Raw genomic sequence first — 23,449 nt, 5'->3', positions numbered from 1 at the left:
CCGTTCTCACCTAAGGAAAGTTTCTAAGAGGACTTCATTTTCAATTTAAAAGATTGGTTCTGGCCAATCTTTTTTACGTTAGAGCGACTCTATTTCTACCAAACCGTTTTCGGTCAGACGATAGATTTTTTGGCAGACTTCTTTGAGGAAGGTCCGGTCGTGGGAGACCGTGACTAGTCCGCCTGGGTAGTCTGCGAATAGGCGTCGAATTTCTGGTTGGGAAGTGGGGGAAAAATTGCGAGTAGGCTCGTCCAAGAGTAGAAATTGGGGACTTGTGAGCACTAATTGAAGGAGAAAGAGTTTTCCTTGCTGGCCACCAGAAAGTTCAGAGATCGGATGGTGCATTTCAGAATAGGTAAAGTTTAGGGAGGCTAAATGCAATTGAATGGTGTTGATTTCTTCGCGATCGCCTGAATGCTGTAGAAATTGAACGGGTGTCTGAGTCAGAGGGAGGCCTTCAGTGTAATCTTGAGGCATATAGGCAGTGCGGATACTTTCATTCTTCTGTAGACTTTTCCATATCATTTTTAGGAAAGTGGATTTCCCCACACCGTTGGAACCGATAATCCCTATTTTATCCTGTCCTAGAAGAGTAAGGGAGAGGTTCTTGACCAGGACTCGGTCACCAATTGCGAGCTCTTCCTGATCTAAGAGAAGGACTCGTTTTTGAGGAGACAAGGGAGTGAGGGGAGAAAAATGAAGATTGATAACTTCCTCATCATAGGGTTGGGAAGTCATGGATTGGAATTCTCGCTCGTAGCGCTTTTCTTGTGAGAGGAGGGACTTCATTTTCTTTGCCAGGAGACGTCCAGCAGTGCTATCCTTAGTGTTTCGTAAGGATGTTTCAACTTGCTGACGGACGCGACGATGCTTCTCTATTGTTTTTCGGTAGGTTCGTTGACCGTTGGCAGCTTGCTGGGACTGCTGCTTGAATTGTTGCTCCCTTTGGCTACTGTAGTCCTGATAGCCTAGATGCTCTACAATGGTTTCAGCCTCCTTGCGGTGTTTGATCTGTCTTAGGTGGATGATGGTATCCGCAGTCTGAGTCAAAAAATCCTCATGATGGGAAATAAATAGAATGGTTTGGGGGCTCGTTTGGATCATCTGCTGGAGCCAGTCCAGGGTTTCTAAATCCAGATCGTTTGAAGGTTCATCTAAAAATAGTAATTCATGAGGACGACAAAGTTCGTGAAGCAGTTGGACTTTAAGGGCTTCTCCTCCAGATAGACTTCCAATAGCTTGGTCACTTGCAAAGCGGTCGCTATCAAATTGCAATTGATCGGCTAGTCTGTATAGGGTGGCATAGTCTAACTCGTCTTCTCCAAAAAAATATTCTTCCAATGTTTTTCCCTTTAATGCTTCCGGTAAAGACTGGGGAATATAGGCATAGGAGTGAAAAGAAGTGGTGATTTCTCCTTCTATGGTCAGATAATCTGGTAGGGATTTTGGGGACATGAGGACATGAAGCAAAGAAGACTTTCCATTTCCTTCTTCGCCAATAATAGCAACTTTTTCCCCTTCATGAATAGTTAGGGACAGATCGCGAACCAAATCGCGTAAATCTTTTGTGTGGCGGATGGTGAGGTGGGATAGTTTTAGCATAAGATTCCTTTCTACTGGGACAAAAAAACAGCTCTACCTATTTAGTAGAGCTGTATTCAAGTGAAACCCAAGCATAAAAAGACCTAATATAGCCAACAAAAAGTTGGAGAATAGGCGAGAGGGCACACAAAAAGAGATAGAACAAGCAGTCCACTAAATAAAGTATCTTATTTAACGAAACTTAGTTGTTCATATCTCCTTACCTCCGAATGTAATTAGCTTTATTCTATTCCTTTCATTCCTTCTTGTCAAGGAAAACCTTGCTTCATCCACCCTTTTCTTCTCGGACTTAGGGGGGATTTTATGGTATAATTAAAGGTATGCATACAAAACCAACGTCCGCTTATGTCCACATCCCATTTTGTACCCAGATTTGTTTTTATTGTGATTTTTCGAAGGTCTTTATCAAGAACCAACCGGTCGATGCTTATTTGGATCATTTGATCCAAGAATTTCGTCGGGAAGAAATCACAAATTTACGGACTCTCTATATCGGGGGTGGGACACCGACAGCCTTAACTGCGGATCAGCTAGCCTATCTTCTCAAGGAGCTAACCAAGTCGCTTGATCTCTCTCAGATAGAGGAGTTGACCATCGAGGCCAATCCTGGTGATTTGGATCCGGATAAGATCGCTGTCTTAAAGGATTCACCGGTTAATCGGGTTTCATTGGGGGTACAGACCTTTGATAATCGCTTGCTCAAAAAGATTGGTCGGAGCCATCAAGAGCAGGATATCTATGACAATATCGATCGTCTAAAGCTGGCTGGTTTTGACAATATTTCGATCGACCTCATCTATGCCCTTCCAACGCAAACCATGGAGCAGGTCCAGGAAAATGTCGCTAAGGCTCTTGCCCTCGACATTCCCCACATGAGCCTCTATAGCTTGATTCTAGAGAATCACACGGTCTTTATGAATCGCATGAGACGGGGCAAGCTTCCTCTACCAAAGGAGGAGTTAGAAGCGGAGATGTTCGAGTACATCATTCAGGAGTTGGAGCGTGCGGGCTTTGAGCATTACGAAATTTCCAATTTCTCCAAGCCTGGTTTTGAAAGTCGACACAATCTCATGTATTGGGATAATGCGGAGTATTATGGCTTGGGAGCTGGTGCATCTGGCTATGTCAACGGTGTTCGCTATAAGAATCATGGGCCTATTCGTCACTATATGCAGGCGGTTGAAGAGGGAAATGCGCGTGTCCAAGAAGAACATCTGAGTCAGACTGAAATGATGGAAGAAGAGATGTTTCTGGGACTGCGTAAGAAAACAGGCGTTTCCAAGAGGCGTTTCGAAGAAAAGTTTGGTGTGAATTTTGACCAACAATATGGACCAGTGGTTGAGGAATTGACCCAGCAAGGACTCTTGGTGCCTGACAAGGACATTGTTCGCATGACCAAGAAAGGTCTCTTTTTAGGAGACACTGTAGCAGAGAAGTTTATTTTGGAGTAGAAGATGGCAAAAACATTTGAATACAGCATGAAAATTCCTTTTGATATGAGCGATGTCAATGGATTTATAAAAATTCCCCAATTGATCTTGCTGTCTTTGCAGGTATCAGGCATGCAATCGATTGAGCTGGGCATGAGTGATATGTACATTTTAGAGAATTACAATCTAGTCTGGATTATCACGGATTACAATATGAAGATCGATCGTCTCCCAGTTTTTGATGAGAAGATCACTATCGAAACCTATGCCATGAGTCACAATCGACTCTTCTGCTACCGGGCCTTTAACATCAAGGACGAAGCGGGAAATACCATCATTGAGATGGTGGCGACCTTTGTCTTGATGGATCGTGATACACGCAAGGTCCATCCTGTTATGAGCGAAATCACGGATGCCTTTGATTCAGAGTTTTCAAAAACCATGCTCCGTGGTCCCCGTTTCAAAGAATTGGAAGGGGGCGTGGAACAAGAATACCGGGTTCGTTTTTACGACTTGGATATGAACGGACATGTCAACAATAGCAAGTACTTGGACTGGGTTTTTGAGGTGATGGGAGCGGACTTCTTGACCCAACATGTCCCTAAGAAAGTTCATCTAAAATATGTCAAAGAAGTGCTGGCAGGAGGTATCATCACCTCTCAATATGAACAAGAGGGCTTGAAAACCCAGCACCAAATTAGCTCAGATGGTCATATCAATGCCCAAGCTGAAATTGAGTGGGAAGAAGTAGAAGAAAAGGGTTGGACTTATGGAAAGTAGAAGATTAAAAAATAAAAAACAAGAGCTAGCAGGCTACCAAAAACGGGTTGTGGCTTATGCTAAGCGTCAAAAGAACCCTTTGTACATGTTGGGAGATTGGCTCTTGACTCTTTGTGCTTTGGGCATCATCCTGGTGGAAGAAATTTACAAATTTTTCCGCTACCGTTTGAATTTAGAGAGTTTTAGCCGTTTCTTGAAAGAAGATGTACGTTGGTACCGGGTCTGGATCCATTTCACCTTGGCCTTTCTCTTACCTGTCGTGATCTTTTCGGTCGGCATTACCAGCCAATCAGGCTCTTTCTGGTCTAATTTCTATCATCGTTTGTCTCAAGGCGTGCTCTTTAGCACAACTGTCAGCCTCGCTGCGACCTTGGTGACTGATTTTGTAGAAAATTTGCAACCAGAAACCAAGTCAGACGGCCGGAACCGGAGCACCAAGCGCACGGTTTATCAAATCAGTGTGGATCAGGCAACCGTAATAGGTTTGTTGTTGACCATTGTGATCCTCATGGTGGCTTCCTTCTTGTTTACCCAATCAGGAAATCAAGGGATCAATTTTACAGGGTTGATTTTACAATTTGTCCTCTATGCTGGAGCCTTGCTCTTATATGGGTCTGGTGGACGAGTCGATGCAGAGAAGTTGCATGAAAAAGCTGATACAGAAAGGGAAGAATAAATGCACTACAAGGGCTATTTAATTGATTTGGATGGCACCATTTACAAAGGAAAATCACGAATTCCAGCAGGAGAAGCTTTTGTCCATGAATTGCAGGCGCGTGAGATTCCATATCTCTTTGTCACCAATAATACAACCCGTACACCAGAGACTGTTCGGGATATGCTGGCGACTCACTTTAATATTGAAACCCCTGTGTCGACCATCTATACAGCTACCCTTGCGACAATTGACTACATGAATGACCAAAATTTGGGCAAAAAGGTCTATATGATCGGCGAAGCGGGGCTCAAAGATGCTATTGAAGAAGCTGGCTATATCATGGATGAAGAAGCACCTGATTATGTGGTGATTGGGCTGGATTGGCAAGTGGATTATGAGAAGTTTGCTAAAGCAACCTTGGCGATTCAAAAAGGAGCGCACTTTATCGGGACCAATCCGGACCTGAACATTCCAACAGAGCGTGGCTTGTTGCCGGGAGCAGGATCTCTGATTGCCCTTGTTGAAGCAGCGACACGGGTCAAGCCAGTGATCATTGGCAAACCAAAGGCCATCATTATGGATAAGGCCATTGAACACTTGGGGCTTGAAAGAGAAGAAGTGGTTATGGTCGGGGACAATTATTTAACAGATATTCGTGCAGGTATTGACAATGGGATTCCAACCCTTTTGGTAACGACAGGTTTTACCAAACCAGAAGAAGTACCGACCTTACCAATTGCACCGACACATGTTGTTGCCAGTCTAGCGGAGTGGGATTTTGATGCTTAAAAGTTTGAAATCAATCAACCTATTTTTCTTTATCTTGTCAGCTGCCATCCTTCTCACCATCGCTCTAGCTTGGGTCCTCTATCCCATGGAGATTCATTGGTTGGGGATTCAAAGCCGGACTGGTTTTTCGGCATCTGTCATCATGAAGAATTTTAATGTCTTGATGAACTACTTGACCAATCCTTTTCAATGGGTGTTGAAGATGCCTCAATTCCCCTCTTCAAAAAATGGACTACACCATTTTGAGGCCGTCAAGTACCTATTTCACTTAGTGATGGTCGTTTTCTTGGTCACTCTCCCTGGTTTTATCCAGTTTATGCGGACAGTCGTCAAAAAAGGCTACCTGACCTTGTACCGTAGTCTCTTCTTTTGGATGATGGTTTTACCAGTAGTGCTTGCAGTGATGGCTGTTTTGATTGGCTTTGATCAATTCTTTACGCTCTTTCATCAGGTCTTATTTGCTGGAGATAATACTTGGCTCTTTGATCCGCGCGTGGATTCGATTATTCTTGCGTTACCAGAAGACTACTTTATGCATGCCTTTTTGATTTTCTTTGTCTTATACGAAGGAATGTGTGCGAGTTTTTATCTATTTTCTAGGAGGAAGAAATGAACCAATACAACCGATTATTAGACCCTAAAAAAGATATAGGAAGGTATTCCGGGACACTTGCCATTTATCTCTTGGTAATGACCTTGGTAACCGTCCTGTGGGAAGTCCTCCTTGGATTGACCATAGCAGGCTCTCTCAGAAAAGATCCAAGTCAAGTAACGGAGAAACTCAATGCCCTGAATGTTTGGGCTGGTATTCCCTACCTCATCTCTATTTCCATTGGACTCTTTCTCTTTAATGCCTATCGCAAGAAGGCCCTTTATAAATATGATCTTAAGCACAAGGGGCGTAAGATGACTCTTTCAGTCTTCTTTATTCTTCTCGCTTTTCTTGGCTTTTCTCAAGTCTTTTCATCTGTGATGACACAAGTGATTGAGCGCATGTTTGAGACCATTGGCCTTCATTCTCCAACACCCGATCTAGGTAATACGATTGAGCGATCATGGACTATGCTCTTGTATGCTGGCTTTTTTGGTCCAATCACAGAGGAATTCTTCTTCCGTGGGGCAGGCTTGCGAGGCTTGGAACGGTATGGCAAGATCTTTGCTATTGTCATGACGGCTATCTTGTTTGGTCTCTTCCATGCCAATTTTGATCAGCTCTTTTTCGCGAGTATCATTGGTCTAGGTTTCGGCTACATTGCCTTTGAATACAATATCTGGTGGGCTATTTTCTATCACATTTTCAATAACTTTGTCATTTCCCAAGGCTTGCATTATGTGGCCTATCATGTGGACGAGGGACTAGCGAATTGGCTTCAAATCGGTGTTTTAGCTATTGGTTCCATTGTCATGATAGTGGTTCTTGCGACTAAATGGCCAGCTATCAAGGCTTATATTCAAGCCAATAAACCTCAACCGGGAGTTTTCCAGCGTGCCCTCGCGTCCTTCTGGTTCTGGTTCTTCGTGCTATTCACTATCCTGATGTCTATTGTTCCTTATGTGATTCCGCTCTTCCAGATGGCTAATCTCAAAGGCTGAGGATGTAAAGTTGGATACATACAATTGAGAGGTAAGCGCCTCTCTTTTTTGATATAATAGAGAGTATGAATAACTTGATTAAATCCAAGCTCGAGCTCTTGCCGACGAGTCCGGGCTGTTACATTCACAAAGATAAGAACGGAACCATCATCTATGTGGGGAAGGCCAAAAATCTTCGCAATCGGGTGCGGTCCTATTTCAGAGGAAGCCACGATACTAAGACGGAAGCGCTGGTATCTGAGATTGTGGATTTTGAATTTATCGTCACCGAGTCCAATATTGAAGCCTTGCTTCTTGAGATCAACCTTATCAAGGAGAACAAGCCCAAGTACAATATCATGCTCAAGGACGACAAGTCCTATCCCTTCATCAAGATTACCAATGAGCGTTATCCGCGCCTCATCATCACGCGCCAGGTCAAAAAGGATGGTGGTCTCTATTTTGGTCCTTATCCAGACGTAGGAGCGGCCAATGAGATCAAGCGGCTTTTGGATCGGATTTTCCCATTCCGCAAGTGTACCAATCCGCCTTCCAAGGTCTGCTTTTACTATCATCTGGGGCAATGTATGGCCCACACAGTCTGCCACAAGGACGAGGCCTATTTCAAGGGCATGGCGCAGGAGGTTTCTGATTTCCTCAAGGGGCAGGATGATAAGATTATCGATGAGCTCAAGCTCAAGATGAATACTGCTGCGCAAAACATGGAATTTGAGCGGGCAGCCGAGTACCGCGATCTGATCCAGGCCATCGGGACCCTGCGGACCAAACAGCGGGTCATGGCTAAGGATTTGCAGAACCGGGATGTCTTTGGCTACTACGTGAACAAGGGCTGGATGTGTGTGCAGGTCTTCTTTGTCCGTCAGGGCAAGCTGATCGAGCGTGACGTCAACCTCTTTCCCTACTACAATGATCCGGACGAGGATTTCTTGACCTATGTGGGGCAGTTTTACCAGGAGAAATCTCACCTGATCCCCAATGAAATCCTGATCCCTCAGGATATCGATGAGGAAGCGGTCAAGGCCCTAGTAGATACCAAGGTCCTCAAGCCCCAGCGAGGGGAGAAGAAGCAGTTGGTCAATCTGGCTATTAAAAATGCGCGTGTCAGTCTGGAGCAGAAGTTCAATCTCCTTGAAAAATCCATGGAAAAGACCCAAGGTGCCATTGAAAATCTTGGAAAACTCCTGCAAATTCCAACTCCTGTGCGCATTGAGTCCTTTGATAACTCCAACATCATGGGGACCAGTCCGGTCTCAGCCATGGTGGTCTTTGTTAACGGGAAGCCAAGCAAAAAGGACTATCGCAAGTACAAGATCAAGACCGTTGTCGGACCAGATGACTATGCCAGCATGCGAGAAGTCATTCGCAGACGCTACAGCCGGGTTATGCGGGATGGCCTGACGCCACCAGATCTGATCGTCATCGATGGGGGTCAGGGCCAGGTTAATATCGCTAAGCAAGTCATCCAAGAAGAGTTGGGGCTGGACATTCCTATCGCAGGCCTGCAAAAGAATGACAAGCACCAGACCCATGAATTGCTCTTCGGCGATCCTCTCCAAGTCATCGAACTCTCTCGGACCTCGCAGGAATTTTTCCTCCTGCAACGGATCCAGGATGAAGTCCACCGTTTCGCCATCACCTTCCACCGCCAGCTAAGGTCTAAGAATTCCTTCTCCTCCCAGCTGGACGGCATCGAAGGTTTGGGACCAAAACGCAAGCAGTTGCTGATGAAGCACTTCAAGTCACTGACCAAGATCAAAGAAGCTACTGTGGATGAGATCGTCACAGTCGGCATCCCACGAGTAGTCGCAGAGGCAGTGCAAGCCAAGCTCCATCAAGGAAAGCAGGAAGAAGCAAGTCCCTTGATGGAAGTGGCGGAGGCTTCTGAACCATACCAATCATAAGGAGTTTATAATGAACCAGCGAATCGCTATTTTATCTGATATTCACGGAGATACAACAGCCCTCAAGGCAGTGATTGCGGATGCGCGTGCTCTAGGCGCAACGGAATACTGGCTTTTAGGGGATATTTTGCTACCGGGGCCTGGACGAGAGGACCTTTTTGAGTTGCTGGATGCGATTCCGATTACAGTGGCTGTTCGTGGAAATTGGGATGATTGTGTCCTAGAGGCCTTGGATGGCGAGTACGGTCTTGAAAATCCGCAGGAAATCCAACTTCTTCGGCTCACTCAGTACCTCATGGAAGGACTAGATCCTGAGCGGATCGATTGGCTTCGCTCCCTTCCCTTGGTAGAGAAGAAGGAGGTCAACGGTATTCGCTTTTCACTGACCCACAACTTGCCAGAAAAGAATTACGGTGGAGACTTGCGTCCAGCTAATGCGACGGAGAACTTTGACCAGTTGCTGGATGATCAGACGGATATGGCGATCTACGGTCATGTCCACAAACAGTTGCTTCGCTATGGCAGTCAGGGCCAACAGATCCTTAATCCAGGAACTATTGGTATGCCTTATTTTGACTGGGAACCAATTCAAAACCACAGAGCCCAGTATGCTCTGATCGATGTCGAAGATGATGGGGTGACCAACCTGCAATTTCGTAAGGTGGCCTATGACTATGAAGCAGAGCTCCAAGATGCTAAGGACAAGGGCCTTCCCTTTATTGAGATGTACGAAGAATTGAGACGCGAGGATAACTATCGGGGCCATAACATCGAGCTTCTAACGAGCTTAATTGAGAAATACGGTTATGCCAAAGAAGTAGCTGCCTATTTCAATCTTTCCAATGAATCATAGGTGGATCTCTTGTGTATTCAACCTATCCAAAAAGAGGCGGATCTTTAAAATGTCCGCTTCTTTTTTCACAATCTTAGGCTGTAAAACCCTGCAAGCTCTTTCATTTTGTGTTAAAATAGAGGTAACAGAAATAGAAAAGGAAGAAGCTTATGAAATTTCTAGAGCTCAATAAAAAACGCCATGCGATCAAGCATTTCACTGACCAACCGGTCGATCCAAAGGATGTACGGACTGCCATTGAGATCGCAACATTGGCCCCTAGCGCCCACAATAGCCAGCCTTGGAAATTTGTGGTCGTTCGTCAAAAAAATGCGGAATTGGCAAAATTAGCCTATGGTGCAAACTACGATCAAGTCATGGAAGCACCTGTGACCATCGCCCTCTTTACAGATACTGATTTGCAAAAACGGGCTCGCAAGATTGCGCGTGTCGGTGGGGTTAAAAACTTCACAGACGAGCAGTTGCAATACTTTATGCAAAATCTTCCTGCTGAATTTGCGCGCTATGATGCCAAACAAACAAGTGATTACTTGGCTTTGAATGCTGGTCTTGTGGCCATGAACTTGGTACTTGCTTTGACAGACCAAGGCATTGGAACCAATATTATCTTGGGATTTGATAAATCAAAAATCAATGAAGTCTTGGACATTGAAGAGCGTTTCCGTCCGGAAGTTTTGATTACGGTTGGCTATGCGGCTGAAAAAGTAGAGCCAAGTTATCGCTTACCAGTGGACGAAATCATTGACAAACGCTAAGCCAATTAGCAAATAGAAGATCGAGGAGGAATTCATGACAACAGTTGACTTTAAAGCAGAAGTAGAAAAACGTCGCAATGAGATGATGGCTGACCTATACAGCCTCTTGGAAATCAATTCTGAACGCGATGACAGCAAGGCAGATGCAGAGCATCCTTTTGGACCTGGTCCTGTAAAAGCTCTTGAAAAATTCTTGGAAATTGCCAAACGTGATGGCTATGAAACCAAGAATGTCGACAATTATGCCGGTCACTTTACTTTTGGTGAAGGAGAAGAAGAGCTTGGGATCTTTGCCCATATGGACGTCGTGCCTGCAGGTAGTGGCTGGAAAACGGATCCATATAAACCAGAAATTATCGATGGCAAGCTCTATGCGCGTGGTTCGTCTGATGATAAAGGGCCTACAATGGCCTGCTACTATGGTTTGAAGATCATTAAAGACTTAGGACTCCCTGTTTCTAAGCGCGTGCGCTTTGTTGTCGGTACGGATGAAGAATCAGGCTGGGGCGACATGGATTACTATTTCAAACATGTCGGACTTCCTGAGCCAGATTTTGGCTTCTCTCCAGATGCGGAATTCCCAATCATCAATGGGGAAAAAGGAAACATCACTGAGTACCTTCATTTTGGAAATGACAACACAGGAAATGCCCATCTTCATAGCTTTACAGGTGGCCTTCGTGAAAACATGGTACCAGAGTCAGCGACTGCAGTCGTTTCTGGTCAACTTCCAGATCTTGCTGGCCTCTTAGATGCCTTTGCCAAGGAACACCAGCTCAAGTATGAAATCTCAACTGTTGACGAAGAAACCTATACCGTTACCATTGTTGGGAAATCTGCTCACGGATCAACTCCTGAAGATGGAATTAATGGTGCGACCTACTTGGCTCTCTTGTTGAACCAATTTGATTTTGGTGGTGCTGCTAAGGCTTACCTTCATGTGACAGCTTCGCTTCTTCACGAAGATTTTGCTGGTGAAAAATTAGGTATTGCCCATACAGATGCCAAAATGGGACCATTGAGCATGAATGCAGGTGTCTTCCATTTTGATGAAAGCCAAGCAGACAACACTATTGCCCTCAATATCCGTTACCCTCAAGGTACAGATCCTGAAACCATCAAATCCACCCTTGAAAAGATCGAAGGAGTGGCTACAGTAAGCTTGTCAGCCCACGGTCACACACCTCACTATGTTCCGATGGATGATGAATTGGTATCCACCCTCTTGCGTGTTTACGAAAAACAAACTGGCCTCAAAGGACATGAACAAGTGATCGGTGGTGGTACCTTTGGTCGTCTCTTGAAACGTGGGGTTGCCTTTGGTGCTATGTTCCCAGACTATGTCAATACCATGCACCAAGCTAATGAGTTCGCAGATGTCGAAGATCTCTATCGTGCAGCTGCTATTTACGCAGAAGCTATCTATGAACTAATCAAATAATCCACTACTCGGCTAGTTTTTCTGGCTGAGTTTTTCCATAGAAGGAGGACTTATGTCAAGGATTGAAAGCATTAAACAAGCCATTATGGCAGATCCTCAAAATAAAGAATATACGGATAAAGGAATCGAGCCACTCTTTGCAGCTCCAAAGACAGCTCGTATCAATATTATCGGACAAGCTCCAGGGATGAAGACGGAAGAAGCTGGTATTTACTGGAAGGATAAGAGTGGTGACCGCCTGCGCGAATGGTTAGGAGTTGACGAAGACACCTTTTATAATTCTGGTTTGTTTGCGGTCATTCCCATGGACTTTTATTTCCCAGGGCATGGAAAATCTGGTGACCTTCCACCTCGCAAAGGCTTTGCGGAAAAGTGGCATCCTCAACTCCTCAAGGAGTGTCCAGATATTGAGTTGACCCTCTTAATTGGACAATATGCCCAAGCATACTACCTTCATGAGAAGGTTAGTGGCAAGGTAACCGAACGGGTTCACCATTTTAAAGATTATTTGCCAACCTATTTTCCACTTGTTCACCCTTCCCCTCGCAATCAAATTTGGATGGCTAAAAATCCTTGGTTTGAGGCAGAGGTGGTGCCGGAATTGCAAACCTTAGTACAAGAGATCATTCAAAAATAAAGGAGAGCGACGATGGATCCTTATCAACAAGTTAAAGAAAAATTAGATGAGTTAGGAATTTCATTTGATGTGGTGGAGCACCCACCTGCATTCACGACAGAGCAGGCGGATTCTTATATTGAAGGCTTAGAAGGTGTCCGGACTAAGACCATGTTTTTGACCAACAAGAAGAAAACCCAATACTATTTGCTCATCATGGATGACCAGAAACCATTGGATATGGATGATTTCAAAGAGCAAGTGGAAGCCAACCGGATCCGCATGGCTTCAGCAGATTCTTTAGTTGAAAAAATGCAATTACCGCCAGGAACGGTTTCTCCATTTGGTTTATTGAACAATGAAGAAAAAGATATTCGAGTCTATTTCGATAAAGACATTGTGTCAGAGGAGATCATGACCTTCCATCCCAATACCAACGAAAAGACGATCTTTATTAAAACCCAAGACTTGTTCCGATTTTTAGAGTCTATTGGCTTTAACTATGAAATCCTAAGCCTTCCATAACAAAGGAGAAATCATGAAAGAAATTCTATTTTCAAGCTTTTACCAAGCTTATCAAAAAGGAGACTTACACGTTCTTGATGTTCGTGAGCAGGAGGAATATGATGCCCTTCACTTAGATGGGGTTCGTCTTCTTCCCTTATCTGAGTTAGCAGATCGCTACCAGGAATTAGAGAAGGATCAGCCCTATTATGTCATCTGCAAGTCTGGTCGACGCTCAGCACGTGCTTGCCAATTTCTGAAAGAGCAAGGCTACGATGTGACCAACGTCCAAGGTGGCATAGATGCATTTGAATCCTAAGAAACGGGAGTGGGAAAGAACTCCGTAAAATAAAAAAAGTTGAAAAGGTTCCCCAAACCTTTTCAATCTTCCCACCTCCGCATAGCTTCAACAGTCTGGGAGACTGTTGAAGGTTGTGGATAAAGGAAACTTTGTTTCCCTCATTAGGTCATCTTTGGAGCTTAAAAGGCGAACAAAGATGCCAATCAACCACTGCGTCTTGCACTTATTCCTATCAAACATCAAAGGCTGGACAATTTTTGCCCAGCCTCTTTTTCTTTACTAATTTCTAAAAATGAGTAGAATTTGTATGTTTTTCAAAAGATATTACAGGGAATTTCCAGCCTTTCATTGAAAATGGTTCAGAAATTTTGTATAATACCCTAGTATAAACAATAGTTAAGGAGATTCATTATGTCAAAACAAGATTGGCTGGATTATTTCGAAGCCGTAAATGGTCGTTCTGCTAGTGCAGAAGAAATTGCTCAAGCACTGGCTGCAGGAGAATTTCAAGAAGAAGTAGTGGTTCCAGAAACCCCACAAGCCCCAGAATTTGTCGCAGCACCAACTGCCCCTGTGGAAGAACCAGTTGCTGCTCCACAAGCCCCAGAGTTTGTTGCAGCGCCAGCAGCTCCTGCAGCGCCAACTGCTCCTACAGAAGAACCAGTCGCAGCTCCAGTTCAAGAGCCTGCCCCTCAAGCTGCTCCAGCGAATGGACCTGCTTTCCAACAAGCCTACCAACAACCTACTCAAGCAGCTTATCAACAAGCTCCTTACCAAGGTCAACCAGGACAACCTTATCCTGCCCAACCAAGTCAATTTGGTGTAGCCGTTGGTGGTTACTGGAATTGGTTCCTTTCAGCTTTGAAACGTCCAACTGCTGTAGAAAATCCAAAAGCTCTTAACGGAATTTTACAGTATGTCTTAACTGCCTTTATCTTGACCTTGGGGACATTCTTCACAGCTAGTGGATTTACAGGTGGTTATGGAATGGATTTCCGTGCCTTTATGTTGACATTGATTTCCCTATTCTTTAGCGTTTATGCCTTCCAAGTAGCTGGATTCTTTGTTCGTCGTGTGGTTCTTCAAGATAAGGAATACAGTTACGGTCGTTCATTTGAAGAGTTTGGACGTTTGTCTGTTTACACTTTGCCACTTGCCCTCCTTGCTTTCTTAGTAGGTCTTGTAAAAGTTTATGAATTTTATGGCTTTGTAAACTTCCTTATTTTCTTCTTGTTCTTTGTTGGAACATGCTATGTTGTTCATCAAGGATTGAACAAGACAAGCTTTAAAGCAGATAAGTTCTTGCTTCTAGTAGCATCATCTGTTGTCTTGCTTCTCATTGCCATCTTTGTCATTTATGTGAATGCTCGTATTTTAGAACAAGTAGCCGTAGGATTTATTCCAAGTGCTCCAAATTTCTCTAACTTTGGATTCTAACAATATCACAAAACGGAAGGTGGGGGAACCCACTTTCCCTATTTTATAATGAGGGAGAAGAGATCCATGCAAAAGAAATGGGTTGAATTATTTGAAAAAGTGATCGGTCGCAAACCGTCACCAGAAGAGTTTATGGCTGGGAAAGCTTGTGGATTTGATTTGAAACAAATTCAGTCTATCGCAGGAAATGCCCCAGCAGAGGAAGTAGCTCCTGTTGAGGAACCAGTGGTTGAACCAGTTGAAGAAGTGAAGAATGTTGATCCACTTCTAGCAGCTCGTCAGGCTTGGTTGCAACATTTTGAAGAAACCTATGGGCGCAAGCCAAGTGCAGAAGAATTTACCGCGGCTAAAAGTCAAAACTTTGAGTTTTTTGTAGGACCTGTGCCTGAAGCAGAATTTGCGAACCCAGATTCTACAGAAGTAACACAGGAATATGTACCTCAACAGCCAACTCAGGAGTATACAACTCCACTTGCTGCTGGGCAAACGCAGATCTTTGCTGGTCCAAATGTCACAGAAGCAGGTCCAGCTCAGAAAAAACAAAAGGCCCCGAAAACGAAGGGTGGAAAGAAACTTTCCAAGAAGAAAATTGGAATTATTTCTGCTATTGCAGTCCTTGTGATCGCTTTGGTGGCAGCCTTCTTTTACTTCCAGTCTACAACACGTGTCGAAGTGACTGCAGATAAATTCATTAAGGCAGTGGACACCAAAGATTATCGCGAAGCAGCAGACCTGCTTTCAACCGATAACGATAAATGGACGAAGGATGAATCTGAAAACTTTATCACCAGCATGGAAGATCAAGGGGTCGATATCGGCACAGAGTTGAATAAGATCATTGATAATGGTGGAGAAGGCAGCTATACGGATAAATCTGGAAACAAGATTTTTGGTTTGGAAAAGGCGGACAAGAAATTTGGAATCTTCCAAGAATACCGTGTGGCTAGCTATCCAGTGCAAGTGAAGGTCAAGACTAATTTGGATCAAGCCAAACTTAAAGTGACTGCCAATAAAACGGTGACCTTGAAGAAAGATGCAGTGACAGACCTTGGTTCTTTCCATTACAATACAAAAGAAATGGAATTGACTGCTAAAACAGAGGTCGGAAATGTTACTTCTAAGATCCATCTCAATCCTAAAAAAGCAACCAAGAATAACTTAGAATTGCAGTTGAATTCTGAAAAACGAAATTTAGAAGTTGAGTTCCCAGATGAAGTTGAAAACCCAACGGATGTGAAGGTTGTGGTTAACGGCAAAGAAGTCGGAACGAGCACGACCTTTGAAGTAGACAGCATCCCTTATCAAGAAATTGAAGTACATGCTGTCTTCAACATGAATGGGGAAACCTATACAACTGAGAAGGCTAAGGTGACGATTGAAGAGGGTGAAAACGATCCGATCGAACTCAAACTAGCCAAAGATACCCTAAAACGCATCAAGAGTGCACAAGATGCTAAGAAAGCGCAAGCAGCCAAAGAAGAACAAAATCGGACCTTGGCGGAAGAGTTCTTGAAAGAGTACCGCGACGCTGTCTTTAGCTCAGTTTCAAATCGAAATAACACCTACTCTAAATACTATGACACACAAAGTCAAGCCTACAAAGACATGGTTGAGTTCACAACTGGTGATGGTGTTCGAAAGGCTAAAATTGACTACTATACTCCAGGAGCTTTGGACATTCAAAGTGTCACGGAAGAAAATGGTGTGGTGACAATCAAGACTTATGAAGACTTTACCGTGCATTATACAGATAGCCATCCAGATTCACAAAACCGCAAGTACAAGACCTACACCTTGAAAAAAGTAGGTTCAAGTTATGTGATTACGGATATTGTCGTAACAAAAGAATCATAGGAGATTCCCCATGAAAGCAAGATTTTCCAAATTAACTTTGGTGACAGTTGCCTTGTTAACCCTGACAGCTTGCTCCCAATCTCAATCCACTAGTTCTAAATCTTCTGCAAAAGAAGAAACTAAACAAACGCAAACCAAGTCTTCCAAGGAAACGTCTTCTGCAAAGGATACGTCAAAAGAGACTGGCAAAGAAGAATCGTCAAAAGCTGGTAAGTCAGATGTGAAAGTGGACTCTGGTGTCAGCTATAATGGTTCCTACTATAGTGTAAAAGGGAAATATGGTGAGGTCATGATCGCCAACAAACATTATCCCTTGTCGCCTGACTTTAACCCAGGGGAAGATCCTGAAGCTGTTTCAGCCCTTCATGAATTGATCGCAGCCATGCAGGCAGAAGGTTATCCGATCAGTGACCAATATAGTGGTTTTCGTAGCTACGACACCCAAGTTGGCCTCTACCAAAACTATGTCAATCAAGATGGTCAGGAAGCCGCAGATCGTTATTCTGCAAGACCGGGTTATAGTGAACATCAGACAGGTTTGACCTTTGATTTGATCGATACCAGTGGTAATCTGGTTACAGAACCTGGACCAAGTAAGTGGTTGCTCAAGAATGCTGCTAAATATGGCTTTGTGGTTCGTTACCAAGAAGGAAAAGAAAAAGTGACAGGCTACATGCCAGAAAGTTGGCATCTCCGCTATATCGGAAAAGAAGCGCAAGATATCGCGGACTCAGGTTTGAGTCTGGAAGAATACTATGGCTTCACCGGTGGCGATTACGTTGATAAATAAAAAGGTTGGGATTGATATCCCAACCTTTTTATTGTATGTTTTTTAGAAACGCATCTAGCTCTTTTTGATTCTTGAGAGAGAGAAATTTCTCAGGGTAGGTGGAGTGGATGCTTTGATACCTTTCTCTGGCACTTTTTGTTCGTCCATCCCAAAGGATCCAACGAATGAATTCCCAGTCAAAGCGTTCAGGGCAGCCTGCTGCCATACTCTCACGGACGCGGCCTTTATAACGGCGGTATCGTTTCCAGGCTCTAAAGAGGCAGTTCCAACGAGAGAAGTTTAGAAAGATAATCTGGTCGGCTTGCTCCATTCTCTCTTCATAACAGCACCAAGAGTAATTACCATCAATGACCCAGTCTTTATGATCGCTGAGAAACTGTCTCATCTCACCTTCTATCGTATCCCGGTCACTGTCTATCCAACCCGGTTGAAATTGAAGGGTGTCCATGTGGATCTTGGGAATGGAGTAGTGGCGGGATAAGTTTTCAGCCAAGGTGGATTTACCTGATCCAGAATAGCCGATAATAACAATTTTCATAAGCACCTCTCAAAATTTTAGGCACAAAAAAAGCTCCGGAGAGCTTGATTTTTATGCTGTTCTTGATTAACCAAGTTTCGCTGCAAGACGTGCTTTATCACGGCTAGCTTTGTTCTTGTGGATCAAACCTTTAGTTTCTGCTTTATCGATAGCTGAGCTAGCAGCGCGGTAAAGTTCTTCAGATGGGTTTGCTTCAAAAGCTTTGATTGCAGTACGCATAGCTGATTTTTGAGCTGAGTTTTTTTCGTTTTGTTTAACGTTCAATTCAGCGCGTTTGATAGCTGATTTAATGTTTGCCAAGTTATTCACCTCCATTGATAATCTAACTATCTCATTATATATGAAAAGTTAAGATTTGACAAGCCTAAAATAGCTTTTCCTTAAAAAAGTACCGTTAAAAGGCCATTTTCTCTAGCGTTTGAGATAAATTTCGTCGATTTCATGGTTGGTTGCCTTATGGAGAATCAGATCAGCTCGGTTTCTGGTTGGTTGGATGTAATGTTGCAAGTTGACTAAATTAATGGATTCCCAGACCTGATGGGCCATGCTTAAAACTTCTTCTAGGGGTTGCTCTGTAAATCGATAGTAGTAGTTATTGGGATCATTCTGAGCTAATGCAAGGAGTTTTTGGAAGCGATCGATATACCAAGATTCGATATCGTCGACCGCGGCATCCACATAGATCGAAAAATCAAAGAAATCGGTCATATAGAGACTGTCATTTTGCGGATTTTGAAAGACATTGATCCCTTCGACAATGACAAAATCAGCCGGTAAAATAGTTTGCTTCTCATCTGGGACAATATCGTATATTTCGTGGGAATAGACAGGGATTTCTACGCTCTTGTTGTTTTTAATTTGATTGAGAAAATCAAGGAGCAATTCCATATCATAGCTTTCCGGAAATCCTTTTCGATTGAGGATCTCTTGTTCTTTTAAGATAGCATTTGGATAGAGAAAGCCATCCGTTGTCACCAATTCTACTGTCGAGCCTTCAAAGGTTCGTGACAGCAGGATTTGAAGGAGACGGCTAGTGGTAGATTTTCCAACCGCAACGCTCCCTGAAACCCCAATGATAAAGGGTTGGCGTTCACTCGTTTTTTGGAGAAAAATACCTTTTGAAAAGGCCAAATCTTCTTTGGAACGCTTGTAGATTCCAATCAGGTTTGTCAAAGGCAGGTAGACGTCACGTACATCCTGGAGGTTGATGCGGTCGTTAAAACTTTTAATAGAATTGAGCTCTGTTTGAGAGAGAGGTGGGGTGGTTTTGCGGTGCAAATTTTGCCAGGTTTCCCGATTAATTTTTTCAAAATGTAGAAATTCTTTGTCCATATGTCACTCCTATTGTAGTCTTTAGTATACCAATTTTTAGAGGTCATGTAAACGATTTAAAAAAGGAGTGAATTATGATAAAATAACCTTATGAGTAAAATGTATTTCGATGTAAACCCAGATGCAGCCCATGATATTCATGATCTGGCTGTTGTTTTATTGGGGCAAAAGATGAATTTCTATACGGACGCTGGCGTCTTTAGTAAAAAAATGATTGACTATGGAAGCCAGGTGCTCTTATCAACCCTGGATTTTCAAGAAGGAGAAAGTGTCCTAGATGTTGGCTGTGGCTATGGACCGATCGGCCTTTCTCTCGCTAAAGCCCAGGGAGTTGCAGTGACAATGGTCGATGTCAATGAGCGGGCACTAGACTTGGCTAAGAAAAATGCTAGCCGAAACGGCGTGGAAGCTCAGATCTTTTCTTCGGATGTCTATGAAGCAGTAGAAGGGGTCTTTGACCATGTGATCAGTAATCCGCCGATCCGAGCAGGTAAGAAAGTGGTTCACCAAGTGATCACTGATAGTTTTGAACATTTGAAACCAGGTGGAGATTTGACCATTGTCATTCAGAAAAAACAAGGGGCTCCGAGCGCTAAGGCCAAGATGGAAGAGACGTTTGGCAATTGTGAGACCGTAAAAAAAGACAAAGGCTATTATATTTTAAGAAGTGAGAAAGAATCATGAGAGCAGTAGATATCATTCAGAAAAAAAGAGATGGTCTTGCCTTAAACAAGGAAGAAATTGAATGGCTGATTGAGGGCTATGTGGCTGGAACAGTACCAGATTACCAAATGTCTGCTTTTGCTATGGCTGTTTATTTTAAAGGGATGACGACAGAAGAAATCTCTCATATGACCATGAAGATGGTCCAAACGGGGCAACAGTTTGATCTGTCAGCTATTCCTGGGATTAAGGTGGACAAACACTCGACTGGTGGTGTCGGAGACAAGGTGACCTTGGTCTTGGTGCCTTTGGTTGCAAGTTTCGGAGTGCCGGTTGCCAAAATGAGCGGTCGTGGGTTAGGACACACAGGTGGGACCATCGATAAGTTGGAATCCATTAAAGGTTTCCAGATTGAACGGACCCAAGAGGAATTTATCCAGCAGGTGCAGGAGATCGGCTTATCGGTCATTGGTCAATCCGACCAACTTGTAAAAGCAGACAAACTTTTGTATGCTCTTCGTGACGTGACGGCGACAGTGGATACCATTCCATTGATTGCTAGCTCCGTCATGAGTAAGAAAATCGCTGCTGGTGCGGATGCTATTCTTTTGGACGTGACGGTGGGCGAGGGTGCCTTTATGAAGAATATTGAGGATGCTCGTCGCTTAGCACGTACCATGGTGGATCTTGGAAATGCAGTGGGTCGGAAAACTATCGCTGTCATTACAGACATGAGCCAACCTTTGGGAACTAGCATTGGCAATCGCTTAGAAATTTTGGAAGCCCTGGATATTCTGAAAGGACAGGGGCGCGCTGATGTCACAGAGTTTATTTGTGAATTAGCGCAAATCATGTTGAAATTGGCCAATGTAGACCAATCGATCGAGGCCATCCATGAACACTTGACCAATGGTCAAGCCTTAGCGAAGTTTGAAGAAATGGTCGCAGCTCAAGGTGGAGACTTAGAAGATTTGCATCGTCCCGTTAAAGTGGATCAGGTCCTTGAAGTAACAGCGGACAAAGATGGCGTCATTGCTGCTTTACCTGCCATGGAGTTTGGCTTGTTTGCCATGCGCTTGGGTGCTGGCCGTGCTGTCAAATCAGATCCCCTCGATTACGAAACAGGAATTGTGTTTGACAAAAAAGTGGGAGAGCACGTCAAAAAAGGGGAACGCATTGCCCGTATTTTCATGAATGAAAAAAATTCACAAGAAAGAGTTACAGAATTCAAAAAAAATGTTAAAATACTAGAAAGGGCTGAAAGCGTTAAAGAAATTATTGAAATAATATCTTAAGCAGCTCAGGAGATTGTATGAAGTTAAATAAATATATCGATCACACTCTTTTAAAACCAGATGCACAACAAGAACAGATCGAAAAGCTGATCGAAGAAGCCAAGGCTTATGATTTTGCGAGTGTCTGTGTGAACCCGACATGGGTGAATTTTGCGACTGAGGGCTTGCGCGATTCAGACGTTAAAGTTTGTACCGTCATTGGTTTTCCTTTAGGAGCAAATACACCATTTGTCAAAGCGTGTGAAACAAAAAATGCGATTCAAAACGGTGCCGATGAGATTGACATGGTCATTAATATCGGGGCTCTTAAGTCTAAGAATTTAGCACTAGTTGAGGAAGATATCCAAGCTGTAGTCGAAGCGAGCGGTGATAAGCTGGTCAAAGTCATCATTGAGACTTGTCTCTTAACAGATGATGAAAAGATCGTTGCTTGCCAAATTGCTAAGTCAGCTGGCGCAGACTTTGTGAAGACTTCAACTGGCTTCTCAACTGGAGGAGCAACGGTAGAAGATGTGGCCTTAATGCGTCAAACTGTTGGACTCGACATGGGTGTTAAAGCTTCTGGTGGTGCTCGCTCTTATGAAGATGCTCTTGCTTTTATCGAAGCTGGTGCGACCCGTATCGGGACTTCTTCTGGTGTAGCCATCATGGAAGGTAAGGTGGCTCATGGCGACTACTGAGTTGATTGACTTAGCAGTTGAAGTGAGTCAACAAGCCTATGTGCCTTACTCTCATTTCCAAATTGGAGCTGTACTGCTAACGAAGGATGGAGAAATCTATACAGGTGTCAATATCGAAAATGCCAGTTTTGGTTTGACCAACTGTGGAGAACGGACAGCCATTTTTAAAGCTGTTTCTGAAGGAGCTCGTGAGTTTCAAGAGCTCATTATCTACGGGCAAACAGAAAAGCCCATCTCTCCATGTGGTGCTTGTCGCCAGGTCATGGCTGAATTTTTTGAGCCAGACCTTCCTGTAACCTTAGTATCTAAAGATAAATCGACGGTCGTGATGACGGTCAAGGAATTACTTCCATATTCCTTTACAGACCTGACTTAATAGGTCTGTGAGGCGGTCTTTTGACCCTTTCAATACTTCGCAACAATGTTGCACAATAATTTAGGAGGTTCAGTAATGAACAAGAAACAATGGCTAGGCCTTGGTCTAGTAACTGTCGCTGCTATCGGACTTGCAGCATGTGGAAATCGTGCGTCTAAAAAAGATAGCGCAAACTCAGAATCTAAAACAGATTTGAAAGCTGCTATCATTACCGATACTGGTGGTGTGGATGACAAATCATTCAACCAATCTGCTTGGGAAGGTTTGCAAGCTTGGGGTAAAGAAAACGGTCTTTCTAAAGGGAACGGATTTGACTACTTCCAATCAACAGATGAATCTCAATATGCGACAAACCTTGATGAAGCTGTTTCTAACGACTACAAATTGATCTTTGGTGTTGGTTTTGCCTTGAGCGACTCTGTTAAAAAAGCTGCAAAAGACAACCAAGATGTGAACTATGTCATCATCGATGACCGTATTGAAGGACAAAAGAACGTAGCATCTGCTGTTTATGCCGATAACGAAGCTGGTTACCTTGCTGGTATCGCTGCTGCAAAAACTACAAAAACTAAACAAGTTGGTTTTGTAGGTGGTATGGAAAGTGAAGTTATCACTCGGTTCCGCGCTGGATTTGAAGCTGGTGTTAAATCTGTTGACCCATCTATCAAAGTTCAAGTAGACTACGCTGGTTCGTTCGGTGACTCTGCGAAAGGTAAAACAATTGCTGCTGCACAATACGCTGCAGGTGCAGACGTTATCTACCAAGTAGCTGGTGGTACTGGTGCAGGTGTCTTCTCTGAAGCTAAAGACTTGAACGAGAAGAAAAATGAAGACGAAAAAGTTTGGGTTCTTGGTGTTGACCGTGACCAAAAAGCTGAAGGTGAATACACTTCTAAAGATGGTAAAAAATCTAACTTTGTATTGGCTTCAAGCTTGAAGAAAGTCGGAGAATCTGTAAAAGACTTGGCTAAGAAAACTGCTGACGGTAAATTCCCTGGCGGTAAAGTGATTACTTATAGCTTGAAAGATGGTGGAGTTGATTTGACAACTGACAACCTTTCTGCAGATGCTAAAAAAGCTGTAGAAGATGCTAAAGCTAAAATCCTTGATGGGTCTCTTAAAGTTCCTGAAAAATAATATTTGATTGGAGCGGCCCTCCCTTTAAGGGCCGTTTCTTTTAAAGTGAGACATTTTTGTCTCAATAAAATCTGTTAGTCGCCTAGCAGATTTTATTGAAATAAAAAATTTTTGAAAGGAAACA

Annotated in this window: 25 protein-coding genes; 21 read left to right on the top strand and 4 right to left on the bottom strand. The window is 43.6% G+C overall.

Annotated elements, in window-relative coordinates:
• Positions 1–78: 78 nt before the first annotated feature.
• Positions 79–1,602: an ATP-binding cassette domain-containing protein gene (locus tag HMPREF2904_RS09825; protein WP_070662422.1), complete on the bottom strand. Its 1,524-nt coding sequence runs from the start codon at positions 1,600–1,602 to the stop codon at positions 79–81.
• Positions 1,603–1,922: 320 nt separating this feature from the next.
• On the opposite strand from HMPREF2904_RS09825, the gene hemW reads away from it, so the two are divergent.
• From hemW to ldcB, 16 genes are all read left to right on the top strand, one after another.
• The gene (hemW, locus tag HMPREF2904_RS09820; RefSeq protein ID WP_070662419.1) at positions 1,923–3,053 is read left to right on the top strand and encodes a radical SAM family heme chaperone HemW; all 1,131 of its coding nucleotides are present in this window, start codon (positions 1,923–1,925) and stop codon (positions 3,051–3,053) included.
• Between the two features lie 3 nt (positions 3,054–3,056).
• Positions 3,057–3,812, top strand: coding sequence for an acyl-ACP thioesterase domain-containing protein (locus HMPREF2904_RS09815; protein WP_070662416.1), 756 nt, complete (start codon positions 3,057–3,059; stop codon positions 3,810–3,812).
• Positions 3,802–4,488 carry a hypothetical protein gene (locus HMPREF2904_RS09810; RefSeq protein WP_003001805.1) on the top strand — a complete coding sequence of 229 codons (687 nt, stop codon included), beginning with the start codon at positions 3,802–3,804 and terminating at the stop codon, positions 4,486–4,488. Before HMPREF2904_RS09815 ends, HMPREF2904_RS09810 begins: the two co-directional genes overlap by 11 nt.
• Positions 4,489–5,259: a TIGR01457 family HAD-type hydrolase gene (locus HMPREF2904_RS09805; RefSeq protein WP_070662413.1), complete on the top strand. Its 771-nt coding sequence runs from the start codon at positions 4,489–4,491 to the stop codon at positions 5,257–5,259. It begins immediately after the preceding gene.
• The gene (locus HMPREF2904_RS09800; protein WP_070662410.1) at positions 5,252–5,872 is read left to right on the top strand and encodes a TIGR01906 family membrane protein; all 621 of its coding nucleotides are present in this window, start codon (positions 5,252–5,254) and stop codon (positions 5,870–5,872) included. The genes HMPREF2904_RS09805 and HMPREF2904_RS09800 overlap by 8 nt, the downstream gene beginning before the upstream one ends.
• Positions 5,869–6,852, top strand: coding sequence for a CPBP family intramembrane glutamic endopeptidase (locus HMPREF2904_RS09795; RefSeq protein ID WP_070662407.1), 984 nt, complete (start codon positions 5,869–5,871; stop codon positions 6,850–6,852). Before HMPREF2904_RS09800 ends, HMPREF2904_RS09795 begins: the two co-directional genes overlap by 4 nt.
• 65 nt (positions 6,853–6,917) lie before the next feature.
• The gene (uvrC, locus tag HMPREF2904_RS09790) at positions 6,918–8,753 is read left to right on the top strand and encodes an excinuclease ABC subunit UvrC (protein WP_070662404.1); all 1,836 of its coding nucleotides are present in this window, start codon (positions 6,918–6,920) and stop codon (positions 8,751–8,753) included.
• Positions 8,754–8,763: 10 nt separating this feature from the next.
• Positions 8,764–9,606: a metallophosphoesterase family protein gene (locus tag HMPREF2904_RS09785; protein WP_070662402.1), complete on the top strand. Its 843-nt coding sequence runs from the start codon at positions 8,764–8,766 to the stop codon at positions 9,604–9,606.
• A 149-nt stretch (positions 9,607–9,755) separates the two neighbouring features.
• Positions 9,756–10,361, top strand: coding sequence for a nitroreductase family protein (locus HMPREF2904_RS09780; RefSeq protein ID WP_070662400.1), 606 nt, complete (start codon positions 9,756–9,758; stop codon positions 10,359–10,361).
• A gap of 34 nt (positions 10,362–10,395) precedes the next feature.
• On the top strand, positions 10,396–11,802 hold the full coding sequence (gene pepV / locus HMPREF2904_RS09775) for a dipeptidase PepV (RefSeq protein ID WP_070662397.1): 1,407 nt from the start codon (positions 10,396–10,398) through the stop codon (positions 11,800–11,802).
• Positions 11,803–11,854: 52 nt separating this feature from the next.
• The gene (locus HMPREF2904_RS09770) at positions 11,855–12,439 is read left to right on the top strand and encodes a uracil-DNA glycosylase family protein (protein WP_070662394.1); all 585 of its coding nucleotides are present in this window, start codon (positions 11,855–11,857) and stop codon (positions 12,437–12,439) included.
• Positions 12,440–12,451: 12 nt separating this feature from the next.
• Positions 12,452–12,943 carry a prolyl-tRNA synthetase associated domain-containing protein gene (locus tag HMPREF2904_RS09765; protein ID WP_070662390.1) on the top strand — a complete coding sequence of 164 codons (492 nt, stop codon included), beginning with the start codon at positions 12,452–12,454 and terminating at the stop codon, positions 12,941–12,943.
• A 13-nt stretch (positions 12,944–12,956) separates the two neighbouring features.
• Positions 12,957–13,241, top strand: coding sequence for a rhodanese-like domain-containing protein (locus HMPREF2904_RS09760; protein ID WP_070662387.1), 285 nt, complete (start codon positions 12,957–12,959; stop codon positions 13,239–13,241).
• Positions 13,242–13,634: 393 nt separating this feature from the next.
• On the top strand, positions 13,635–14,660 hold the full coding sequence (locus HMPREF2904_RS09755) for a DUF6574 domain-containing protein (protein ID WP_070662384.1): 1,026 nt from the start codon (positions 13,635–13,637) through the stop codon (positions 14,658–14,660).
• Between the two features lie 66 nt (positions 14,661–14,726).
• Positions 14,727–16,514, top strand: a complete 1,788-nt coding sequence (locus tag HMPREF2904_RS09750; RefSeq protein WP_176744628.1) for a TcaA second domain-containing protein — start codon at positions 14,727–14,729, stop codon at positions 16,512–16,514.
• Positions 16,515–16,524: 10 nt separating this feature from the next.
• Positions 16,525–17,304: an LD-carboxypeptidase LdcB/DacB gene (gene ldcB, locus HMPREF2904_RS09745; protein ID WP_003011416.1), complete on the top strand. Its 780-nt coding sequence runs from the start codon at positions 16,525–16,527 to the stop codon at positions 17,302–17,304.
• A 28-nt stretch (positions 17,305–17,332) separates the two neighbouring features.
• Here the strand turns inward: ldcB and HMPREF2904_RS09740 are convergent, their stop codons facing one another.
• From HMPREF2904_RS09740 to coaA, 3 genes are all read right to left on the bottom strand, one after another.
• Positions 17,333–17,842 carry a DNA topology modulation protein gene (locus HMPREF2904_RS09740; RefSeq protein WP_070662379.1) on the bottom strand — a complete coding sequence of 170 codons (510 nt, stop codon included), beginning with the start codon at positions 17,840–17,842 and terminating at the stop codon, positions 17,333–17,335.
• A gap of 66 nt (positions 17,843–17,908) precedes the next feature.
• Positions 17,909–18,157 carry a 30S ribosomal protein S20 gene (gene rpsT / locus HMPREF2904_RS09735; protein ID WP_003007640.1) on the bottom strand — a complete coding sequence of 83 codons (249 nt, stop codon included), beginning with the start codon at positions 18,155–18,157 and terminating at the stop codon, positions 17,909–17,911.
• Positions 18,158–18,253: 96 nt separating this feature from the next.
• Positions 18,254–19,174 (bottom strand): type I pantothenate kinase, encoded by a 921-nt coding sequence (gene coaA, locus HMPREF2904_RS09730; protein ID WP_003007638.1) that lies wholly within the window; start codon positions 19,172–19,174, stop codon positions 18,254–18,256.
• Between the two features lie 90 nt (positions 19,175–19,264).
• Here coaA and HMPREF2904_RS09725 point away from each other — a divergent pair, with 90 nt between their 5' ends.
• The 5 genes from HMPREF2904_RS09725 (at position 19,265) to HMPREF2904_RS09705 (ending at position 23,325) form a co-directional block, all read left to right on the top strand.
• Positions 19,265–19,858 carry a class I SAM-dependent methyltransferase gene (locus HMPREF2904_RS09725; protein ID WP_070662376.1) on the top strand — a complete coding sequence of 198 codons (594 nt, stop codon included), beginning with the start codon at positions 19,265–19,267 and terminating at the stop codon, positions 19,856–19,858.
• The gene (locus tag HMPREF2904_RS09720) at positions 19,855–21,132 is read left to right on the top strand and encodes a pyrimidine-nucleoside phosphorylase (RefSeq protein WP_070662373.1); all 1,278 of its coding nucleotides are present in this window, start codon (positions 19,855–19,857) and stop codon (positions 21,130–21,132) included. Before HMPREF2904_RS09725 ends, HMPREF2904_RS09720 begins: the two co-directional genes overlap by 4 nt.
• Before the next feature lie 17 nt (positions 21,133–21,149).
• Entirely contained in the window at positions 21,150–21,812 is a 663-nt protein-coding gene (gene deoC / locus HMPREF2904_RS09715; RefSeq protein ID WP_070662370.1) for a deoxyribose-phosphate aldolase, read from the top strand.
• Complete coding sequence (locus HMPREF2904_RS09710) at positions 21,799–22,188, top strand: cytidine deaminase (RefSeq protein WP_070662367.1); 390 nt, start codon at positions 21,799–21,801, stop codon at positions 22,186–22,188. Before deoC ends, HMPREF2904_RS09710 begins: the two co-directional genes overlap by 14 nt.
• A gap of 75 nt (positions 22,189–22,263) precedes the next feature.
• The gene (locus HMPREF2904_RS09705; protein ID WP_031573707.1) at positions 22,264–23,325 is read left to right on the top strand and encodes a BMP family lipoprotein; all 1,062 of its coding nucleotides are present in this window, start codon (positions 22,264–22,266) and stop codon (positions 23,323–23,325) included.
• Positions 23,326–23,449: the final 124 nt, after the last annotated feature.

It is taken from the genome of Streptococcus sp. HMSC072G04 (assembly GCF_001813295.1).
Lineage (GTDB): Bacteria > Bacillota > Bacilli > Lactobacillales > Streptococcaceae > Streptococcus.
Note: the sequence above shows the minus strand (reverse complement) of the source record. Positions and strands in the feature narration are given on the sequence as shown.